The organism is Roseateles hydrophilus (genome assembly GCF_026712245.1).
Lineage (GTDB): Bacteria > Pseudomonadota > Gammaproteobacteria > Burkholderiales > Burkholderiaceae_C > Pelomonas > Pelomonas hydrophilus.
The window spans coordinates 458,042-476,833 of sequence record NZ_JAPPUY010000004.1 but is presented as its reverse complement, the minus strand read 5'-3'; the positions used below and the strand labels follow the sequence as shown (position 1 = coordinate 476,833).

Genomic DNA, 18,792 nt, shown 5'->3' with positions numbered 1-18,792 from the left:
TCTGCGCCGCCGGGGCCAGGCTGCCGAGGGCAGCGCCCGGCCGGAGAGCCCACCCATGCATCTGCTGCCCACCTGGCGCGCGCTGGCCCACACGGCCGCGCTCGCTACCAGCCTGATCTGCGCCACCAGCGCCGCCCGCGCCCAGGACGCGCCGCGCGCGCCCGTTGCCGCCAAGAAGCCCAAGGACGTCAGCGTGCATGGCGACCGCCGCATCGACGACTACTTCTGGCTGCGCGAGAAGGACGACCCCGAGGTGCAGGCCCACCTGAAGGCCGAGGCCGCCTACGCGGACGCCTGGTTCAAGCCCCATGCGGCCGCCGAGGCCCGGCTGTTCGAGGAGATGAAGGGCCGCGTGCAGCAGCGCGACCAGGGTGTGCCGCAGCGCGAAGGGCGCTGGTGGTACGTCAGCCGCATCGATGTCGGCCAGCAGTACCCCGTCTACGTGCGCCGCGCCGCGCAGGGCCCGCAGCGGCTGCACGACCCGCAGGCGCCCGAGCAGGTGGTGCTGGACCTCAATGAGCTGGCCAAGACGCGCAAGTTCGTCAACCTCAACGCGGTGTCCATCAGCCCCGATGAGCAGCGGGTTGCCTATGGCGTGGACGCGACCGGCGCGCGCGACTTCGAGCTGCACGTGCGCGACCTGACGACCGGCGAAGACCGCGTCATCGCCACCACACCGCATGCCGACGCGTTCGAGTGGTCGGCTGACGGCAAGACGCTGTTCTACATCCGCCACAACGACGCCCGCCGCTCGCACCAGCTGTGGCGCCACCGCCTCGGCGCCGTGCAGGACCAACTGGTGCACGAGGAGCCTGACGAGCTGTTCAACCTGATGCTCGCCAAGTCGCTGGACGGCCGCACGTTGATGCTGGGCTCGCGCTCCAAGGACACCATGGACTGGCGCGTGCTGCCCGCCGACCAGCCCGAGGGCCGCTGGCGCGAGGTGCTGCCGCGCAAGACCGGCCAGGAGTACGCGGTCACGCCCTTCGGCAAGGAGCTGCTGCTGCGCATCGACGACCGCGGCGTGAACTTCCGTCTGCTGCGCCTGCCCATGAAGGCCGGCGCCGGTGCGCTGTTCAAGCCGGCCGATCTGGCGCGCGCCCAGGAGCTCATCCCTCACCGCGCCGACGCGATGGTGGAGCAGGCAGTGGCCTTCAAGACCCACGCCGTCGCCCAGATCCGCGAGGGCGGCTCGGTCAAGCTGCGGATCTACCCGCTGAGCGCTGGCAAGCCGCGTGACATCAGCTTCCAGGAGCTGGCCTACAACGCCGTGCTGACCCCGCAGCGCGAGTTCGACGCGCCGCGTGTGCGTTTCGCCTACAACTCGCTCACCACGCCCGCCAGCACCTACGAGGCCGATCTGGCCACCGGCGCGCTGCAGTTGCTCAAGGTGGCGCCCGTGCAGGGCGGCTACGACGCCAGCCTCTATGCCAGCGAGCGCGTGTGGGTGACGGCGCCGGACGGTGTCAAGGTGCCGGTGAGCCTGGTCTACCGCAAGGACAAGCGCCGCGCCGGCCCGCAGCCGCTGTGGCTGTACGGCTATGGCAGCTACGGCATCCCCAGCGACCCGCGCTTTGCCAGCCCGCGCCTGTCCATGCTGGACCGCGGCGTCATCTACGCCATCGCCCACATCCGCGGCGGCGGCGACCTGGGCCGCCAGTGGTACCTGGACGGCAAGCTCGGCAAGAAGATGAACACCTTCACCGACTTCGTCGCCTGCGCCGAGGCGCTGGTGAAGCAGGGCTACACCCAGCCCAGCCAGCTCATCATCCACGGCGGCAGCGCTGGCGGCCTGCTGGTGGGCGCGGCCGCCAACCTGCGGCCCGACCTGTTCAAGGCCGTGGTTGCCCAGGTGCCCTTCGTCGATGTGCTCAACACCATGCTGGACGCCAGCCTGCCGCTGACCACCGAGGAATACATCGAATGGGGCAACCCCAACAAGGCCGACGAGTACGCCTGGATGCGCGCCTACAGCCCCTACGACAACCTCAAGCCCGCCGTCTACCCGGCCGTGCTGGCCAAGACGGCCATCAACGACAGCCAGGTGCCTTACTGGGAGGCTGCCAAGTACGTGGCCAAGCTGCGCGAGCTGAACCAGGGAAGCGCGCCGGTGCTGTTCGACATCAACATGACGGCCGGCCACGGCGGCGCCTCCGGCCGCTTCGACGCGCTGCGCGAGACCGCGCGCACCTACGCCTTCATGCTGCAGCAGTGGGGCTTGCTGAATGACTGAGACCGGGCACGGCGATTACTGGCGCCGCACGCGCCGGCTCACCGCCGCGCTGCTGCTGGCCTGGGCCTTGGTGGCCTTCGTGCCCGTGGTGTTCGCGCGCGAGCTCAGCGTGGAGCTGTTCGGCTGGCCGCTGGCCTTCTGGCTGGCCTCGCAGGGCGCGCTGCTGGGCTTTTGCGCCATCGTCATCGTCTACGCGCGGCGCATGCGCCGGCTGGACGAGGAGTTCGCCGAGCGCCGCTGAGTGCGTTCAGGCTGCGCCGAGGAAGGCCTCCACCGCCGCGGCCAGGGCCTCGGGCTGGTCGTGGTGCAGCATGTGCCCGGCGTCCTGCAGCACCGTGCGGGCCAGGTCGGGCACCACGGCCAGCCGCGACTCGAACTCGTCGCGCGGGTAACGCCCGCCCCAGAAGCGCGTCAGCTGGTCGTCGCTGCCCTCCACCCACAGCGTGGGCGCCGTGATGCGCTGCCAGCAGGCCAGCACCTCGGCCTTGCGGTACAGCACCGGGTTGGACAGCTTGTGCGCCGCATCGGCGTTGAGCTGGAAACCTGTCGCTTCTTCATCGGACGCAGGACGCGCCCAGTGGGCCGCCAGCCAGGCAGCCTTGTCGGCCGGCAGGCGCGGGTTGTTCTTGCGCAGGCGTTCGGCCACGTCGGCCAGCGTCGCGTAGGGGCGCAGCGAGGGTGGGTCCTTCAGCTCGTCCAGCCAGCGCGCCAGCCGCTCGGGCGCCGCGGCGGGCGACACGTCGGGCATGCCGAAGCCTTCCAGGTTCACCAACCGGCGCACGCGCTGCGGGCGCACGCCGGCGTAGCTCATCACCACGTTGCCGCCCATGCTGTGGCCCACCAGGTCGACCGGGGCGCCGGGGCTGACGACGTCCAGCAGTGCGTCCAGGTCGGCCAGGTAGTCGGGGAACCAGAAGCAGTCGGCCCCGCCCGCGTCGCTCAGGCCGAAGCCGCGCCAGTCCAGCGCGATGACCTCGCGCGTCTCGTGCATCGCGTCGACGAAGAACTGGAACGAGGCACCCACGTCCATCCAGCCATGCACCAGCACCAGGGGCGGGCGGCCCGGCAAGGGCTGACCCCAGCGCAGCAGGTGGTGGCGCAGCCTGCGCAGCGTCAGGAACTCACTGTGATGCGGGCGATGAACGGTGTAGACATGGGGCATATCCGCACTGTAGGCGACGGCGCAGCCCCGACAATGCGCTCATGCCCCGCCCAGACATCCGCCCCGCCGAGCCCCGCGACCTTCACGTCATCGTCCAGTTGATCGGCGAGCTGGCCGAGTTCGAGAATCTCAGCCACCTGCTGGAAGTCACCCCCGAGTCCCTGGCGCCTCACCTGTTCGGTGACGAGCCGGCGGCCGAGTGCGTGGTGGGTGAGGTGGGCGGCGAGGTGGTGGCCTTCGCGCTGTTCTACAAGAACTTCTCCACCTTCCTGTCGCGGCCGGGTCTGTACCTGGAAGACCTGTATGTGCGCCCCGCGCACCGCCGCAGCGGCCTGGGCCGCGCGCTGCTCATCCACCTGGCGCGGCTGGCCTGCGAGCGCGGCTATGGCCGCTTCGACTGGACGGTGCTGGACTGGAACGAGGACGCCATCCGCTTCTACGAGTCGCTGGGCGCTGACGTGATGCCCGAGTGGCGCATCTGCCGCCTCGCCGGCGACGCGCTGGAGCGCTACAGCGACGGCGAGCGCCCCAGCCGGTGGTCGCCCTCCGCCTGGCTGGGCCTTTAGGCCTGCGCTGCTTGCCCGGGCCTGCTGACCGATGCGCCTGCGGCATGCCCAGTTCTACGGCCACTTCGACACGCGCTGCGACGTGGCGGGCTTCAGCCTCGCGCGGCTGACCGCACAGACGCCTGCGCACGAGGTGCTGCCGCACGAGCATGCGGACGGGCACTTCATCGTCGTGCTGTCGGGCCGCTACCGCAGCAGCGCGCGCGGCGCCGACCGGCTGCTCGGCGCTGGTGATGTGCTGTGGAACCCGCCCGGCACGCGACACCAGGACAGCTTCCTCGACCTGGGCAGCCACTTCGTGGCGCTGAGCCTGGGCGCGCGCCAGGTGGCCGACCTCGCGCTGCTGGACGGCGGCGCACGGCGCCTGGCCGCTGCGGCGCAAGCGGTTGCGCAAGACCTGGCCCGCCAGCCGGTGGCCGTCGACCTGGCCGGGCTGTTGCAGATCGAGGAGCAGTGCCACCGCCTCTGTGCGCTGAGCCGTGCCCAGGCGGCGCCTGACGACCCTGCGGCGCGTGGCCGCGGAGAGCCGGCCTGGCTGCGGCGCTGCATGGAGCAACTGGTGGACGACTGCGCGCAACCGCTGCGCCTGGCTGACCTGGCCGCGGCAGCGGGTGTGCACCCGGTGTCGCTGTCGCGGGCCTTCCGGCGCCACTACGGGCTCTCGCCCGGCGCGCTGCAGCGGCGGGCTCAGCTCAACCTGGCGGCGCGCCGCCTGCGCGAGGGCCAGCCGATTGCCGACGTGGCTGCGCAGCTCGGCTTTGCGGACCAGAGCCACTTCACGCGCCTGTTCCGCGCAGAGTACGGCTGCACGCCGGCGGCCTGGCGGGGCGGGTTCAAAACGTTCTAGACGCCCCGGCCCGGTGCCGGCGAGCATGGCTCCATGACCGCTTCACGACCCCTGGCGCTGCTGGCGCTGAGCTTCTCCCTCCTTCTTGGTGGCGCCGCGCGCGCCGCCGAGCCTTTGGTGGACACCGCCGACCTGGCCGCGCTGCAGGCCCTGCCCGGCGGCACCAGCGTGCTGCTGCAGCGCGGCGGCTGCGTGCTGGCCGAGCACTATGCGCGCGGCGCTGGCGCCGACACGCTGCATGACACGCGCTCGGTGGGCAAGTCGGTCACCGCGCTGCTCGTGGCCGCCGCCGTGCAGGACGGTGCGCTGCGCCGTGACACGCCCGTGTTCGCCGCCTTCACCGACCTGCAGCCCCTGGCGCACGATGGCCCGGCCAAGCAGGCCATCGTCGTGGCCGACCTGTTGACCATGTCTTCCGCGCTCGACTGCGATGACAACCAGGACGCCAGCCCCGGCAACGAAGAGCGCATGTACCCGCTGCCGCGCTGGCTGCGCTGGGCTGTGGACCTGCCCACCCGCGCCGTGCCGGCGGGTTCGCCTTGGGCCTACTGCACCGCCGGCACTGTGCTGCTGGGCCAGCTGCTGGAGCGGCGCATGCCCGGCGGGCTGGAGGCCTATGCGCAGCGCCGCCTCTTCGGGCCGCTGGGCATCACTACCGTGCAATGGCACCACTCGCCCAGCGGCGAAACCATGAGCGGCGGCGGCCTGCGGCTGCGCACGCGCGACTGGGCGGCGCTGATGCAGCTGCTGCTGCAGCGCGGCCAGTGGCAGGGCCGCGAACTGCTGGCGCCGGCGCAGGTCGATACGGTGCTGAGCGCGCACCGCAGCACGCCGCTCGGCATGGACTATGGCGAGCTGTTCTGGCGCCGCGACTTCGAGCTCGCCTGCGGCCGCCACAGCGGCTGGATGATGGCCGGCAACGGCGGCAACCTCGTGCTGGGCCTGCCCACGCTGGGCGCCGTCGTCGCGCTGACGCGCACGCACTACAACCAGCGCGGCATGCACCCACAGAGCTGGGCGTTCACCGCGGCGCTGCTGTCGCGCCACCTGTGCGACGGCGAGCGGCTGCGCCCGCTCGAGGGCGGCACACCGGGCTAGCCCCGAGTGGCGGCACCGGGTGGGCTGGCTAGCATCGCGCCTCGCTCAACCAGGGGGGCTGATGGCCGACGACCGCTACGAGCCGCTGCATGCCGCCTTCCGCTGGCAGGTTCCGCCGGACTTCAACCTCGCCGAGGCCTGCTGCGGCCGCTGGGCGCGCGCCACGCCCAAGGCCACCGCCATCTACTTCGAGAGCGACAGCGGCTGCCGCGCGCAGTACAGCTACGCGCAACTGCAGCGCGCTGCCAACCGCCTGTCCAACGCGCTGATGGCCCAGGGCGTGCGGCGCGGCCACCGCGTGGCGGTGCAGCTGCCGCAGCGCTTCGAGACGGCCGTGGCCCACATCGCCATCCAGCAGATCGGTGCGGTGGCGTTGCCGCTGTCCATGCTGTTCGGCGCCGAGGCGCTGGCCTACCGGCTGCAGGACAGCGGCGCCGTGCTGGCCATTGCCGCCGGCGAGGCCATGCCGGCGCTGCGTGCGGCCCGGCCGGACTGCCCGGCGCTGCGGCGCGTCATCGTCGTGGGCGACTGCACGACCGCGCGCGATGAGCTCGCGTGGATGGACGTGCTGCAGGCCGAGGCCGCGAGCTTCACCCGCGTGGCCACGCGCGCCAGCGACGCGGCGCTGCTGCTCTACACCAGCGGCACCACCGGCAACCCCAAGGGCGCGCTGCTGCCGCAGCAGGCGCTCATCGGCAACCTGCCGGGCTTCATCGCCAGCCAGGACTGGTTCGGCTTCGATCCCTTCGACGAGAGCAAGCCGAGCGATGCCGTCTTCTGGAGCCCGGCCGACTGGGCCTGGACGGGCGGGCTGATGGATGCGCTGCTGCCCAGCCTCTACTTCGGCCGGCCCATCGTGGCCTGGCAGGGCCGCTTCACGGCGGACAAGGCCTTCGAGCTGATGGCGGCCTATGGCGTCACGCACGCCTTCCTGTTCCCGACCGCGCTCAAGGCCATGATGAAGGCCGCCCCCCGCCCCAAGCGCCTCGGCCTCAAGCTGCGCACGCTGATGAGCGCCGGCGAGGCCGTGGGCGACGCGGTGTTCGCCTGGTGCCGCGAGTGCTTGGGCGTGCCCGTCAACGAGATGTTCGGCCAGACCGAGATGAACTACGTGCTCGGCAACTGCCAGCGCCTGTGGCCGGCGCGGCCCGGCAGCATGGGCCGCGCCTACCCCGGCCACCGCGTGGCCGTCATCGACGACGACGGCCGCGAATGCGCACCGGGCCAGGTGGGCGAGGTGGCCGTGCACGCGCGCGACCGCCACGGCGTGCCCGACCCGGTCTTCTTCCTTGGCTACTGGAACAACGACGCCGCCACCCGCGCCAAGTTCACCGGCGACCCGGCCGACAGCTGGTGCCGCACCGGCGACCTGGCTCGCATGGAGGCCGACGGCAGCTTCTGGTACGAGGGCCGCGCGGACGATGTGTTCAAGAGCGCCGGCTACCGCATCGGCCCCGGCGAGATCGAGAACTGCCTGCTCAAGCACCCGGCGGTTGCCAACGCCGCCGTCGTGCCCAAGCCCGACGCCGAGCGTGGTGCGCTGGTGAAGGCCTACGTCGTGCTGGCCGACGGGCATGTGGGCGACGCCGCGCTGGTGGCCGCGCTGCAGGCCCACGTCAAGGCGCGCCTGGCGCCCTACGAGTACCCGAAGGAGGTCGAGTTCATCGCCGCGCTGCCGATGACGACCACCGGCAAGGTGCAGCGGCGCGTGCTGCGGCTGCAGGAGCAGCAGCGCGCCGGGCTGGGCGCGGGGGCTTCGTAGGCCACGGTGAGCGCCGCGACCCCACGTGCGATGCACCGCGTGGTGAAGGTGCCCAAAGCGCATGCGACATCGCCGGTGCAGCACCGCTGTCTGGCTGCCCGTCGCCTGCCGTGACGCGGGTGCCGTCCCCGCCGCTCACTTGCACTTGTAGGGCCGCCCGGCCATCGGCGTGGCGATGGGGGCCACGTTGCCGTTGAAGGGGTCGGAGTCGGCGATGCGGGAGCGGAAGATCTCCACGCAGGTGTTGCCCCGGCGCATGACGCGGCGGTGCTCGCCGAGGGCGCCGACGGCCTGGTTGCGGTTGTCGCTGGTGTGCTCCTCCACCCAGGCGCCGGCACCGCCGGTAGCGTCGGCGATGCGGTCTTCCAGCGTTGTGCGGGCGGTGTTGCTGCGCGGGTCGTTGAGCGCTGGGTTGCGTGCTGTGGCCGACGAGGCGGCGTAGCCGGGCGGCAGCGTCAGTTTCAGCGTGATGCGTGGGGGCTCGGCCGGCGGTACAGCCGTGGGCGCAGGCGGCGCCGGGGTGGCCGGGGAGGTGGGCGCGGCGATCTCAGTGTCGTCGCGCGTTGGCGCGATCGAGAGGCTGGGCGCCTGCGCCGTGGATGGGCGGCGCGCGGCGAAGCGGTTCGGGTCGGGCAGCGGCGCTTGCTGCCGCGGCGGCGCGATCAGGCGCACGCTGGTGGCCTGCCGTTCGCGCGCCGGGGCCAAGCCGGGCGGTCGGTGCAGCAGCGCCGCCACCAGCAGCGCCGCGTGCAGCGCGATGACAAACGCGCGTGCGGCCCAGCGGTGCGGCGTGGCCATGGCGGTGGCTACAGCTTGATGGACAGCTTGGTGCCGGGCGGCGGCACCAGGCGTGCCGCGTCGGGCCAGTTCTCCTGGCCGGTCAGCACGGTGCACGGGCGGCTGGCCTCGCCCTTCTTGGTCTCGGGCTCGCGCTCGCCCGTGGCCGGTTGCAGCGGCAGGCCCAGCAGCTGGCCGTTCTCCGTCCAGGTCAGCTCCCAGGTGGGCGTGTCGCTGCAGATGCGCACGCCCTGGCCGCGCGGGAACAGCCAGCGCAGGTAGAAGGGCAGCAGCTCTTCGCGCAGCTTGCGCCCCACCTGCATGATGCGGCGCACGGTGGCCAGGTCCAGCTGTTCGGGCGGCGTGGTGAGCTTCACGGTGCCGCTGACGGCCATCTGCCCCTTGGCCGCGTTGGTGGCGAGGTCGGCCGTCTTGGCCTCGGCTTCGGGCAGCACGGGCAGGTCGAAGCGGCCCTCGGCGTCGAGCTTGATCGGGTGGTCGGCCTCGTCGCTGCGCACGGCCATGCGCAGCTCGGTCAGCGGCTTCTTGGTCTTGGCGGTGTCAACGCGGAAGTCCATGCGGAACAGGCCTTCGCCATGCTGGCGCAGCTTGCTCAGCAGCTGGTTGAGCTGGGCGTAGGGCAGCACGCTGCCGTCGCGCTTGAGCTCGGTGCGCACGGCGGGCAGCACCTGCGTGTCCTGGGCCGGGGTGACCGAGCTGGCCATCAGGAGCGACGTTAGCAACAGGGGTGTGAGCAGGGGGCGCATGGCGGGCTCGCAGGCGTTGGGGGTGGGTGAGGCGGTCAGTTGCCGCGCAGCTTGACGCTGAGGTGGGTGTTTTCCGGCGGCAGCAGGCGGGCGCTGTCGGGCCAGCTTTCCTGGCCGGTCAGCAGCGCGCAGGGGCGCGGCCGGGGGCTGTTGGCGTCCTGCGCATCGCGCTCGCCGGCGGTGGCGGGCAGGGCCAGGCCCATCAGCTGGCCGCCTTCGGGCCATTCCAGCTCCCAGGTGGGCGTGGTGCTGCACACCCGCACGCCTTCGATGCCGGGCACCAGCCAGCGCACGGCCCAGGGCAGTAGCTCCTCGCGCAGCGTGCGGCCCAGCGCGACGATCTCGCGCACCTTGCCCATGGTCAGCTGCTCCGGCGCGAGGTTGAGCTCCAGCGAGATCTTGGCCTTGAGGTGGCCCTTGGGCGTGTTGGTGGCGAAGTCGGCCGTCTTGGCCTCGGCCTCCGGCAGGATGGGCAGCTGGATCAGGCCCTGCGGGTCGATGCTCAGCGGGTAGTCCTTGTCATCGGTGCGCACGGCGATGCGCACATCGGCCAGCGGCACCTTGGTGCGCTCGCGGTCGACCCGGAAGTCCATGCGGAACAGGTTTCTGCCGTGCAGCCGCAGCTTGGTGAGCACCTCGTTGAGCTGGCGGTAGGGCAGCACGGTGCCGTCGCGCTTGAGTTCGGTGTGAACGGGGGGCAGCACCAGCGTGTCGGCGGCCAGGGCGGGCAAGGCGCTCAGCAGTGCGGTGGTCAGGAGCAGGCGCGGGGCGAGGGTCGGCATGAAGTGGGTTGACAGAAATCGGTGAATGAGGCGGTCAGGGCGGGGTGTCGCCATCGGGCTCAGGCTCGGGGCCGGGCTCCCAGGCGAGCAGCTCACCGGGCTGGCACTGCAGCACCTCGCAGATGCGCGCCAGCGTGTCGAAACGCACGCCGCGCACCTTGCCGCTCTTGAGCAGCGAGAGGTTGGCCTCGGTGATGCCCACCCGCTCGGCCAGCTCGCGCGAGCGCATCTTGCGCCGCGCGAGCATGACGTCGAGCGTGACGATGATGGGCATCAGACGAACTCGGCGTTCTCGTCCGCCACGCGGGCAGCTTCAGACAGCACCTGGGCTAGCGCCAGCAGCAGCAGGCCAAACAGCAGCGCGAGGTAATGGTCGGACGACAGCCCGAACCACAGCCGTCGCTCGCCCTTGCCGTTGCCCCAGGTCAGCGCCAGGATGGCCAGTGTGTGGCCCAGCGGCTGGGCGGCGGCCAGGCTGCTGACGCCCAGGCCCAGGCGGCGCAGGTGCGCGGCCGGCCGGCGCGCCAGCAGCTCGCCCTGGGCGAAGCAGCCGAACAGCGACCACATCTGCCACAGCGTGAACAGGCTCACCGCCGTGGGCAGCAGCATGGCCGCCAGGCCCCACAGCCGCGAGCCCAGGTCCAGCTGCACGGTGCTCAGGCTCCAGGTGCGCGCGGCCACCTCGGCCACCCAGTCGGGCTGGGCCCAGAACACGAAGGGCAGGGTGCCGATGAACAACGCGCCCAGCAGGCTCAGCAGCCGCACGATCCAGGCCAGCCGGCGGATGCGCCGGTGGCCGTCGGTGGAAAAGGAGTCCGGCATGCACGCCTTCGTGAAACGAGAAAAACTTACTGTAAAACAATAAATCGTTGCCGGGAAACAGAATATTCACATCCCCCCGAGAATGGCGGCATGAGCAAGAAGAGCACCCATGTCAGCGAGACCCCGGCCACGCAGATGCTCAAGCGCGCCGGCGTGGCCTTCACCGAGCATGTGTACGACTACGTGGACCACGGCGGCACGGCCGAGTCGTCCAAGCAGCTGGGCGTGGACGAGCACGCCGTCGTCAAGACGCTGGTGATGCAGGACGAGCGCGCCGAGCCGCTGATCGTGCTGATGCACGGCGACAAGACCGTCAGCCTGAAGGAGCTGGCCCGGCAGATCCCGTGCAAGAAGGTGGAGCCCTGCAAGCCCGAGGTGGCGCAGCGCCACAGCGGCTACCAGGTCGGCGGCACCTCGCCCTTCGGCGTGCGCAAGGCCATGCCGGTGTTCGTGGAGGCGAGCATCCTGGCGCTGGACAAGATCTGCATCAACGGCGGCCGGCGCGGCTACCTCGTGGGCATCGCGCCCCGGGTTCTCACCGAGTTGCTGGGCGCCCGCCCGGTGCAGTGCGCCAACGGACAATGACGCCATGCAAGAGACTCTCATTCCCCTGATCGCCGCCGTTGGCGGCTACCTGATCGGTTCGCTTTCTTTCGCCGTCATCGTGAGCCGCGCGATGGGCCTGTCCGACCCGCGCTCCTACGGCTCCGGCAACCCCGGCGCCACCAACGTGCTGCGCTCCGGCAACAAGGCCGCGGCCATCCTGACGCTGGTGTTCGATGCGCTGAAGGGCTACCTGCCGGTGCTCGCCGTCTACCTCTGGGGCGCGCCCCACGGCCTGGGCGAGGGCACGGCTGCGCTGGTGGGCCTGGGTGCCTTCCTGGGCCACCTGTGGCCGGTGTTCTTCAAGTTCGAAGGCGGCAAGGGCGTGGCCACGGCGGCCGGCGTCATCTTCGGCCTGAACCCGCTGCTGGGCGTGGCCACGCTGGCCACCTGGGCCATCATTGCCTGGTTCAGCCGCTACTCATCGCTGGCCGCCATAGTGTCGGCCGCGTTCGCGCCGATGTATCAGTTGCTCATTTGGGAAGCCGGCCCCACCGCGCTGGCCCTCATCATCATGGGCCTGCTGCTGGTGTGGCGCCACCAGGCCAACATCAAGAAACTGATGGCCGGCACCGAGAGCAAGCTGGGCCAGAAGGCCGCGGGCGCAACGCCGGCCGCCGGCACCAGCAAGAAGCATCCGCACGGCACCGGCCCCCGCCCGGCCGGGCATTCGCATCACCACCCCTCACGAAAGAAGTGACCCCATGAGCAACAGCATCGAGCGCTACGACGTCGGTCCCCGCATGTCCGAGATGGCCGTCTACAACGGCGTGGCCTACCTGGCCGGCCAGGTGGCCGAAGACGGCAGCCAGGGCATCGAGGGCCAGACGGCCCAGGTGCTGGCCGCCATCGACAAGTTGCTGGCCCGCGCCGGCACCGACAAGAGCCGCATCCTGCGCGCGCAGATCTTCATCGTCGACCTGGCCGACTTCGCCGCCATGAACGGCGTGTGGGAGCAGTGGGTCACGCCGGGCCACACCCCGCCGCGCGCCACCGTGCAGGCCGCGCTGGCCCGCCCGGAGTGGAAGATCGAGATCGTCGTGACCGCAGCGGTCTGATCGGATCGCTCATCCGCCTCGACAAGGGCGGCCTGGTCAGCGTTGATGGCGCTGGCGGGCCGCCTTTTTTCATGGGCGTGTTCCTGGCTGGCGATAGGAAGTTGTGCGTTTGGCCGGGAGGCTGGATCGGTGAGTGACGGCTTTAGGCTGGTTGCAGCCGCCCGGATCAGGCAGTCGAGCGGCTGCAAAGTGCCCAAAGGAGCCGTTGGCCAGCACCAGGCCGCCAAAAGTGCGCAAGCGCTGCGCCTGTTCATCGCGCGCTCTCCGGTGTGAGGGAAATCAATGTCTCTGAGAAACCGGGGCAGGTCACCGTCACCTAGACACAGATGGGATTGGCATCGAACGCGCCAGGTCTAAGACCTTGCCGTCTCGCATCTGCACGACGCGTTTGGCGCCAGCAATCGTTTCAGGACGGTGAGCAATCACCAATCGCGTAAGTTTCATGTGCGCGATCGCTGCAGTTACGGCGCGTTCGTTCTCGACATCCAGGTGACTCGTGGCTTCGTCTAGAGCCAGCACGCGAGGTCGCTTGTAAAGCGCGCGGGCAAAGAGCAAACGCTGGCGCTGCCCGCCGGACAGGCCTGAGCCGAGATCGCCAATCAAGGTCTCATAACCCATGGGCATGCGGCAAATCTCGTGGTGCAGTTGAGCCATCTGAGCACAGGCCTCTACCCATGCGCGATCGGGACGTTCGTCGAAGAAGGAGATGTTGTCGGCAAGGCTGCCAGTCAGCAAAACGTCCTCTTGCATCACCGTCCCAATTTGCCGACGAAAGTTTTGCCATCCAAGGTGGCGAACAGGGTGACCGCCGAACAGCACCTCTCCCTCAGTCGGCTTCAGCAAGCCCAATGCGACCTTGAGCAAGGTTGTCTTGCCGGTGCCAGAGGATCCCACAATAGCAACGCTCTCTCCAGCGTCGATCAGGAGATTCGCATCTTTGAGAATCCACGGCTCGTTATCGCCGTATCGAAAGCTCACATTCCGTAGTTCGACGGCAGGCGCCAAATGGCTCAAGTCATGTTGCGGCACCACGTCCTTCTCTGGTGGCTCTAAACAGATGTCTGCCAAGCGTTCGGCATGCAGACCGACCATCTTGAGCTCCACCGCACAGTTGATGAGCGCAGTCACGCGAGTCGCGAACTGGGTCTTGTAGGTAATAAACGCGAAAAGCATTCCGACAGTGAAGGCGGACGTGCCGTCGCCCGCACCGTTCATGACGAGTCGAGCTCCCAACCACAACACAAGCAGGTTCTCCAACCCGAATATCAGACCGTTTGCGGCCGAGAAGGCGATGCCTATGCGAGCTGTGCGTACATCGCGGTTCTGCACTTCGACGATGAGATTCTGCCAACGGGCGCGACGTTCGTCTTCCCGGCCAAACAGCTTCAACGGAGCAATGGCGCGCAGCGTTTCTAGAAAGTGCGAATTCTCCTTGGCGGCGGCGGCAAGGCGTTCTGCCGAGGCCGTTCTTAACGGGGCGTACCACGCCCAGCGCAGCAATCCGTATACCACGAGTGCGCCCATCGTCACCAAGGCCAGCCGCGGCGCGTAGATCAGCATCATCGCGAGTGCTGCGATGGCCATCACTCCGTCGAGAACGACCTCTATCACCGATGTAGTCAGCGTCTTCTGTATTGCTTGGACGGCGCTGAATCGCGACGTAATGTCTCCGAGGTGGCGCCGTTCAAAGAATGCGATTGGCAGCTTAACTAGATGCGAGAACACGTTCGTTGCCCATTGCAGCGAGAGCGTCTGCGACAGCACTACAACCATCCAAGACCTAGCGAGTCCAAGCGTCGTCTGAATCAGCAAAAGCAGCCCGAACCCGAGTAACAGCACGGTCAACAGATCATGATCGGACGACGTTAAGACCTCGTCCACAGTCAATTGTTGGAACAGCGGCGCCGCCAGGGCGAACATCTCCAACACCACCGCTACCGACAGGATTTGAGCAATAGACGTCCATGCACCTGTCACTCTGCCGGTCAAATTGGAAAGACTCAGGCGCCGCTCAGGCGGCCGCGACTGAAACTCTGCAGTGGGCGTGAGTTCCAGCGCAACACCTGTGAAATGCTTGGAGACCTCAGCAAGTGGGAGCTTGCGCGTGCCGAAGGCAGGATCCAAGATGACGACATGTCCACGCTGAAACCTCTTGAGCACGACGAAGTGATTCAAATCCCAGTGCAGTATGCAAGGCAGTCGAAGGGTGGCCAGCGACTCAAGCTCCACCCGCACGGCGCGTCCGGAAAGGCCAAGGTCCGCGGCGATCACCAGAAGGTCTCGCGCCGTTAGGCCACGCCTGCCGACGCTTCGAGCCTTTCGCAGTTCATCGAGTACTGAGTGCCGACCATGATGCGCTGCGATGTCCGCGATGCACATCAGGCCGCATTCGCCTGCCTCGAGCGCTGGCAACTCGTATGCCATGTCGCTCAGCGCGACGGCGAAGCGCCAAGGCTCTTCACAACAAGTTCAGTGGGGCCGTCCTGCAACAGGGTCAGTTCAAAAAAACGTGATGGGTGAACGACCATGGTGGCGGCGGCCTGAACGTTGTCGTCGATGCCGACGGTCATCCGGCGAACACCGTCAACCGCCGGTTCGATCTTGTACTCGGCGCCACTTCCGGAGACGGGCGTCGCGGAACCTTCTGGACGCGGAAATGTCGAAACGGTTCCGTCAAAGTATGGACGAAGAGCTTCCCTGGTGCGAGGAAGGAAGATTCGACGACCTGTGAGCACGCCGTTGTCTGAAGTCTTTGCGAGAAATCCTGTTTGCTTTGCGAGTGCAAGAAAAGTCGCCAAACTAGCGTCTGCGTCGACGGCAGTGGTCAGTAGGGCCGCGTCGATTTTCAGCTCGAAACGCGTGGCAGCATTGTCCTGAACCAGCGATGCCGAGGGGGATTGGCTTGTTGCTGCAGGAGCAGCATTTAGCGTCTTCAGCTCAGCGCTAACCTCTGCGTCGCTCAAGCCTCCCAACTTCACGCGTTCGGATTCACTCATCAAACCTTCTGCAACGGGGTACAAATGAAAAGCACCGGCTTTCGATGCATTCTGTTCAAATTGGGTTGAAAACCATTGAGGCTGTCGTCTGGCCATCATTAGCCGATCCCATGCAAGGGCCGAAAGTCTGACGAATTTACGTTCTTCAGGAAAATGCAACTTGGCTTGAACCGCAAGGGAGTATGACAACTGCAGGCTCTTTTCATCTCCCGCGTGAAGGAGAATCAATGACGAACAATAGAAATCTCGGGCGGAGCGGACGCGATGGGTTTTCAGCTGCGAAACGACTTGGCGTTGACGTTTTGCGTCCCGCTCCGCAATGGCGGCCCAATTGCTCGCGCCAACCGCTTTGTCGTAGTTCTTCCGATCAGACTGGTCACCAAGGCAGTCAGCGTCTTGCACTGTCCCCGCATTTGCAAGATTGAACCAAAGCAGCGCTGAAATTGCGCTGATTCGGACAAAAGTTGATGGGAGCTTGCGTGTCGTCATCGGGGTCTCCTAAGCGTGTTGCGAGGTGCGGCTGGGCCGTACTGTTTTTGCAACTTCGGCGAGCGCAAGGGGACCTGACCATGCGGAGTTTCCCACCAAGTAATCGCAGAACGGTTTCAGTATTTGAATATCTGGATTTCGGTCTTCGATCCAAAGGAACTGCCCCGCTTCATTCACTTCGAGGAAAACATATTCCCGATCCCCAGTTTCGAGGATGTCGAAAGTGCCAAATCCAAGCTCCGCGACATCCATGAATTTGAAAAGTAAGATTTTCAGTGCTTCAGGAATGTCACTTGGCGTCACTTTCAATGATGAGTGGGGGCCAGCGCGCCAATCGCTAAGAGATGAATACTGGTGTGTCGACTCAACTGTGGCTGTTATACATTGATTGCCGAACACTGTAACCCTGTACTCTCTTGCGGCCGGGACGAGTTCCTGGAAAATTGCCGGTGCGCGCGAAATGGAGGCGGAATGATCCATTACCTGAGCACAAGATACTTTGGTGGTAAATAAAGCGTTGGTCGAAGTGTTGATTTTTCCAGATGGCGCGTCCCAGTGAACGGGAGAAAATGACTTGAATGCCAAGGTTCCAAGTTGTTGAGCGAAGCGAATCACTTCAGCAGCGTCATTGCTGATGATTGTTTTTGGAATTTTTAGGCCAACATGTTGCGCCACCCTCAACTGATAAATTTTGCTTTGCGCTCTTAATTTGGCGGATAAGCGATTTATCTGCCGCGCACCTGGCGCGAGCGCAAACTGGCAATGCTTCCAGAATTCCCCAACCTCCTGCTTCGAGATTTGCTCATCGACGCTATCTAGGCAGTCCTCGAAATTCTTCGGCTGGCCCCGTCGACGGAGCCACACTGTTTCAAAGTTGGATGCCTCTTGTCCATTGACCCGCGAAAGCTCGTCGCCGTCAATAAAGAGATGGCTGAGCGTTTGCTCCCGGGGGAGCCGGTCGCTGGCGAGTCTTGTCGTCGAAATCCCATGCGTGGTCAATGCATGTTGGACCACGTTGGCGTGAATGTCACTGCTCTCTGAAACGATCAGGATGCTCATCTTCTCAACCACCTTTGAATGAACCCACCGAGGTGGGCTCAAGTCATGTCAACGGCAGGCCTCAGTCGTTGTCGCGTCCGTAGTCAGCATCGCAACCGCCGCAGCCGTCGCAGCCCGTCATGTAATAGCGAGTGGTCTGCGCACCCGCGATGTCATCCAGTTGCTCAAGCGTCAGTTCAACGGCGACGCTGCGGTGCAGCAGTTGATTAGTACCAGCGCTCGAGTGCATCGATTGATCGTTCATGGTTCTTCCATTTGAGAAACACCGCCGTTTATTTCAGTCCGCCGGCGGCAATCGCGGAGTTCTTTTATTTCGAGTTATCGGCCGATACCGGACTTGGCGATGGACAGCACAGGTTCCAACAGCCATTCCCAGATCCGCCGCTGTTCTTGCAGGATGTCAGCGTCAAGACGCATTCCCGTCGTCAGCGGGATAGCTTGTCCATACGCCATCACTGTCTGTGACGACAACCGGACGGTGATTCGATATAAAGCTTCAGCAGCTTCTGTGGATAGGGCCTGACCAGCAGGAAGATCTGACGCGGCGATCGGACTCCTACTTACTTCGATCACTTCGCCACTCGCCATGCCGAACTTCTGATAGGGGAATCCCGCGTAGCGCAGCCACACTTTCTGCCCCGTTCGTACGAAGGCCGACGTTCGACTCGGTGCAAAAAGCTGCGCCTGCAGTTCAGAGACATCGCGGCTCGCTGGATCAGCGGCGGACTTTGGGACAAGGCTCAGCAGCGTCTGGCCGGGCTGGACGCTCTGACCAACTTCCAGGGTGATGGCACTGACGTGACCGTCCTTCGTCGCGGTGACGGTGAGGCCATTGCGGCCGTCGGCCTCAACTGCTTCTTGATCCAAAGCGGCGCGAGTGCGATCGAGCTGCTCCAGGTTGGCCCTGATTTGCATCACGAGCGCCTGCAGATCCGCGTTCACTCCTTGGCGGTCTCGCGTGAGCGCTTGAAGATTCCGCTCTGCGTTGCGCACACGAAGCTCAATATCAAGCAGTTCCTCTTGTCTCGACTGGACCTGCGCTGCTGCCACGAATCCGTCGTTGGCAAGCTGCTGCTGACGTTCTACGGTCTTCCTGGCAAGTTGCAAGCGCAACTGATGAGTCTCCAACTCGGAGAGTGCTTGGCGTTCCTCCGCCTGGAGGCTTTGCATTCGCTGTTGGAGACTTTCCCTGCGCTGCAGCAAGCTCTGTTCAGTAAGCCTTCGCTCCGAGTCAATACTGGCACGTCTGCTGCGAAGTGCGTGGTCGTTCAAGACACCGAGATCTCCAGCAGCAGTGATGCGCTGACTCCTGACCCGCAGCAGCGGCTGTCCGGCGCTAACGAGGTCACCCTCGTTAACCAAAACTTCCGCGATAACACCAGCCTGCGGCGTTTTGATGGTGATCAGGCCACCGGTGGGAAGTAGGAGACCTCGAACGGTGGCCTTGCGGCTGAATGTTCCCCAGAAGGCGAAGGCGAATAGAAGAGCTGCCATCGCAAACGCAGCGCCTGTTGCGAGACTGAAGCTCAACGGACGACCGACTCGGATGCTGCCCAGCCATTGGGCTTGCTGGGCTTCTCCAACCTCAGGTCGGAATAGCGGCACTGCGGCACGCTTTGCGTCGGACGTTGACATTCATCTCCCTGGACCTCTGCGGGTTGGTGACCGTCAGCTAGCCTGCGGCCTAGTTCCGAAATGCTATGGGACCTGCGCCAGACAAATGAGTCCGGCGCGGTCATCCAAAGCTGCGTCGGAATGCTCCTGATGCCAA

At 66.5% G+C, this 18,792-nt stretch carries 20 protein-coding genes; 9 read left to right on the top strand and 11 right to left on the bottom strand.

The genetic code is table 11. The features are described from left to right. The first annotated feature begins 55 nt into the window (after positions 1 to 55). Both NYO99_RS17220 and NYO99_RS17215 read left to right on the top strand, forming a co-directional pair. Positions 56 to 2,233, top strand: a complete 2,178-nt coding sequence (locus NYO99_RS17220; protein WP_268168477.1) for a S9 family peptidase — start codon at positions 56 to 58, stop codon at positions 2,231 to 2,233. After that, complete coding sequence (locus NYO99_RS17215; RefSeq protein ID WP_268168476.1) at positions 2,226 to 2,474, top strand: DUF4212 domain-containing protein; 249 nt, start codon at positions 2,226 to 2,228, stop codon at positions 2,472 to 2,474. The genes NYO99_RS17220 and NYO99_RS17215 overlap by 8 nt, the downstream gene beginning before the upstream one ends. A gap of 6 nt (positions 2,475 to 2,480) precedes the next feature. Here NYO99_RS17215 and NYO99_RS17210 read toward each other — a convergent pair whose 3' ends face one another. Further along, complete coding sequence (locus tag NYO99_RS17210; RefSeq protein WP_268168475.1) at positions 2,481 to 3,395, bottom strand: alpha/beta hydrolase; 915 nt, start codon at positions 3,393 to 3,395, stop codon at positions 2,481 to 2,483. A gap of 41 nt (positions 3,396 to 3,436) precedes the next feature. Here NYO99_RS17210 and NYO99_RS17205 point away from each other — a divergent pair, with 41 nt between their 5' ends. The 4 genes from NYO99_RS17205 (at position 3,437) to NYO99_RS17190 (ending at position 7,668) form a co-directional block, all read left to right on the top strand. Then, a complete protein-coding gene (locus NYO99_RS17205; RefSeq protein WP_268168474.1) occupies positions 3,437 to 3,961 on the top strand; it encodes a GNAT family N-acetyltransferase in 525 nt (174 codons plus the stop codon). A 31-nt stretch (positions 3,962 to 3,992) separates the two neighbouring features. Beyond that, the gene (locus tag NYO99_RS17200) at positions 3,993 to 4,808 is read left to right on the top strand and encodes a helix-turn-helix transcriptional regulator (protein WP_268168473.1); all 816 of its coding nucleotides are present in this window, start codon (positions 3,993 to 3,995) and stop codon (positions 4,806 to 4,808) included. 33 nt (positions 4,809 to 4,841) lie between these two features. Next, complete coding sequence (locus tag NYO99_RS17195) at positions 4,842 to 5,906, top strand: serine hydrolase domain-containing protein (protein ID WP_268168472.1); 1,065 nt, start codon at positions 4,842 to 4,844, stop codon at positions 5,904 to 5,906. Between the two features lie 61 nt (positions 5,907 to 5,967). Beyond that, the gene (locus NYO99_RS17190; protein ID WP_268168471.1) at positions 5,968 to 7,668 is read left to right on the top strand and encodes an acetate--CoA ligase; all 1,701 of its coding nucleotides are present in this window, start codon (positions 5,968 to 5,970) and stop codon (positions 7,666 to 7,668) included. Between the two features lie 135 nt (positions 7,669 to 7,803). Here NYO99_RS17190 and NYO99_RS17185 read toward each other — a convergent pair whose 3' ends face one another. The 5 genes from NYO99_RS17185 to NYO99_RS17165 are packed head-to-tail and all read right to left on the bottom strand — an operon-like array spanning position 7,804 to position 10,816. Further along, positions 7,804 to 8,466 (bottom strand): hypothetical protein, encoded by a 663-nt coding sequence (locus NYO99_RS17185; protein ID WP_268168470.1) that lies wholly within the window; start codon positions 8,464 to 8,466, stop codon positions 7,804 to 7,806. Positions 8,467 to 8,474: 8 nt separating this feature from the next. Continuing rightward, positions 8,475 to 9,212, bottom strand: a complete 738-nt coding sequence (locus tag NYO99_RS17180) for a hypothetical protein (protein WP_268168468.1) — start codon at positions 9,210 to 9,212, stop codon at positions 8,475 to 8,477. Between the two features lie 35 nt (positions 9,213 to 9,247). Continuing rightward, on the bottom strand, positions 9,248 to 9,994 hold the full coding sequence (locus NYO99_RS17175; RefSeq protein ID WP_268168467.1) for a hypothetical protein: 747 nt from the start codon (positions 9,992 to 9,994) through the stop codon (positions 9,248 to 9,250). A gap of 34 nt (positions 9,995 to 10,028) precedes the next feature. Continuing rightward, a complete protein-coding gene (locus NYO99_RS17170) occupies positions 10,029 to 10,268 on the bottom strand; it encodes a helix-turn-helix domain-containing protein (RefSeq protein ID WP_268168466.1) in 240 nt (79 codons plus the stop codon). Then, complete coding sequence (locus tag NYO99_RS17165; protein WP_268168465.1) at positions 10,268 to 10,816, bottom strand: DUF2975 domain-containing protein; 549 nt, start codon at positions 10,814 to 10,816, stop codon at positions 10,268 to 10,270. The genes NYO99_RS17170 and NYO99_RS17165 overlap by 1 nt, the downstream gene beginning before the upstream one ends. A gap of 90 nt (positions 10,817 to 10,906) precedes the next feature. Here NYO99_RS17165 and ybaK point away from each other — a divergent pair, with 90 nt between their 5' ends. Genes ybaK through NYO99_RS17150 form a run of 3 tightly spaced genes read left to right on the top strand, consistent with a single transcriptional unit; the run spans position 10,907 to position 12,477 of the window. Continuing rightward, positions 10,907 to 11,401, top strand: a complete 495-nt coding sequence (gene ybaK, locus NYO99_RS17160) for a Cys-tRNA(Pro) deacylase (RefSeq protein ID WP_268168464.1) — start codon at positions 10,907 to 10,909, stop codon at positions 11,399 to 11,401. 4 nt (positions 11,402 to 11,405) lie between these two features. After that, positions 11,406 to 12,119 (top strand): glycerol-3-phosphate 1-O-acyltransferase PlsY, encoded by a 714-nt coding sequence (gene plsY, locus NYO99_RS17155; protein WP_268168463.1) that lies wholly within the window; start codon positions 11,406 to 11,408, stop codon positions 12,117 to 12,119. A 4-nt stretch (positions 12,120 to 12,123) separates the two neighbouring features. Continuing rightward, positions 12,124 to 12,477: a RidA family protein gene (locus NYO99_RS17150; RefSeq protein WP_268168462.1), complete on the top strand. Its 354-nt coding sequence runs from the start codon at positions 12,124 to 12,126 to the stop codon at positions 12,475 to 12,477. Between the two features lie 312 nt (positions 12,478 to 12,789). On the opposite strand, the gene NYO99_RS17145 is transcribed toward NYO99_RS17150, so the two are convergent. From NYO99_RS17145 to NYO99_RS17125, 5 genes are all read right to left on the bottom strand, one after another. Next, a complete protein-coding gene (locus NYO99_RS17145; RefSeq protein ID WP_268168461.1) occupies positions 12,790 to 14,901 on the bottom strand; it encodes a peptidase domain-containing ABC transporter in 2,112 nt (703 codons plus the stop codon). 5 nt (positions 14,902 to 14,906) lie between these two features. Continuing rightward, a complete protein-coding gene (locus NYO99_RS17140; protein ID WP_268168460.1) occupies positions 14,907 to 15,962 on the bottom strand; it encodes a hypothetical protein in 1,056 nt (351 codons plus the stop codon). Between the two features lie 9 nt (positions 15,963 to 15,971). After that, complete coding sequence (locus NYO99_RS17135) at positions 15,972 to 17,021, bottom strand: MvdC/MvdD family ATP grasp protein (RefSeq protein ID WP_268168459.1); 1,050 nt, start codon at positions 17,019 to 17,021, stop codon at positions 15,972 to 15,974. Between the two features lie 61 nt (positions 17,022 to 17,082). After that, on the bottom strand, positions 17,083 to 17,265 hold the full coding sequence (locus NYO99_RS17130; RefSeq protein ID WP_268168458.1) for a hypothetical protein: 183 nt from the start codon (positions 17,263 to 17,265) through the stop codon (positions 17,083 to 17,085). A gap of 74 nt (positions 17,266 to 17,339) precedes the next feature. Further along, positions 17,340 to 18,656, bottom strand: coding sequence for an HlyD family secretion protein (locus NYO99_RS17125; RefSeq protein WP_268168457.1), 1,317 nt, complete (start codon positions 18,654 to 18,656; stop codon positions 17,340 to 17,342). Between the last annotated feature and the right edge of the window lie 136 nt (positions 18,657 to 18,792).

Coding starts and splice junctions, on each gene's coding strand:
- NYO99_RS17220 (WP_268168477.1), top strand. CDS start 56: ATGCATCTGCTGCCCACCTGGCGCGCGCTGGCCCACACGGCCGCGCTC.
- NYO99_RS17215 (WP_268168476.1), top strand. CDS start 2,226: ATGACTGAGACCGGGCACGGCGATTACTGGCGCCGCACGCGCCGGCTC.
- NYO99_RS17210 (WP_268168475.1), bottom strand. CDS start 3,395: ATGCCCCATGTCTACACCGTTCATCGCCCGCATCACAGTGAGTTCCTG.
- NYO99_RS17205 (WP_268168474.1), top strand. CDS start 3,437: ATGCCCCGCCCAGACATCCGCCCCGCCGAGCCCCGCGACCTTCACGTC.
- NYO99_RS17200 (WP_268168473.1), top strand. CDS start 3,993: ATGCGCCTGCGGCATGCCCAGTTCTACGGCCACTTCGACACGCGCTGC.
- NYO99_RS17195 (WP_268168472.1), top strand. CDS start 4,842: ATGACCGCTTCACGACCCCTGGCGCTGCTGGCGCTGAGCTTCTCCCTC.
- NYO99_RS17190 (WP_268168471.1), top strand. CDS start 5,968: ATGGCCGACGACCGCTACGAGCCGCTGCATGCCGCCTTCCGCTGGCAG.
- NYO99_RS17185 (WP_268168470.1), bottom strand. CDS start 8,466: ATGGCCACGCCGCACCGCTGGGCCGCACGCGCGTTTGTCATCGCGCTG.
- NYO99_RS17180 (WP_268168468.1), bottom strand. CDS start 9,212: ATGCGCCCCCTGCTCACACCCCTGTTGCTAACGTCGCTCCTGATGGCC.
- NYO99_RS17175 (WP_268168467.1), bottom strand. CDS start 9,994: ATGCCGACCCTCGCCCCGCGCCTGCTCCTGACCACCGCACTGCTGAGC.
- NYO99_RS17170 (WP_268168466.1), bottom strand. CDS start 10,268: ATGCCCATCATCGTCACGCTCGACGTCATGCTCGCGCGGCGCAAGATG.
- NYO99_RS17165 (WP_268168465.1), bottom strand. CDS start 10,816: ATGCCGGACTCCTTTTCCACCGACGGCCACCGGCGCATCCGCCGGCTG.
- ybaK (WP_268168464.1), top strand. CDS start 10,907: ATGAGCAAGAAGAGCACCCATGTCAGCGAGACCCCGGCCACGCAGATG.
- plsY (WP_268168463.1), top strand. CDS start 11,406: ATGCAAGAGACTCTCATTCCCCTGATCGCCGCCGTTGGCGGCTACCTG.
- NYO99_RS17150 (WP_268168462.1), top strand. CDS start 12,124: ATGAGCAACAGCATCGAGCGCTACGACGTCGGTCCCCGCATGTCCGAG.
- NYO99_RS17145 (WP_268168461.1), bottom strand. CDS start 14,901: ATGGCATACGAGTTGCCAGCGCTCGAGGCAGGCGAATGCGGCCTGATG.
- NYO99_RS17140 (WP_268168460.1), bottom strand. CDS start 15,962: ATGACGACACGCAAGCTCCCATCAACTTTTGTCCGAATCAGCGCAATT.
- NYO99_RS17135 (WP_268168459.1), bottom strand. CDS start 17,021: ATGAGCATCCTGATCGTTTCAGAGAGCAGTGACATTCACGCCAACGTG.
- NYO99_RS17130 (WP_268168458.1), bottom strand. CDS start 17,265: ATGAACGATCAATCGATGCACTCGAGCGCTGGTACTAATCAACTGCTG.
- NYO99_RS17125 (WP_268168457.1), bottom strand. CDS start 18,656: ATGTCAACGTCCGACGCAAAGCGTGCCGCAGTGCCGCTATTCCGACCT.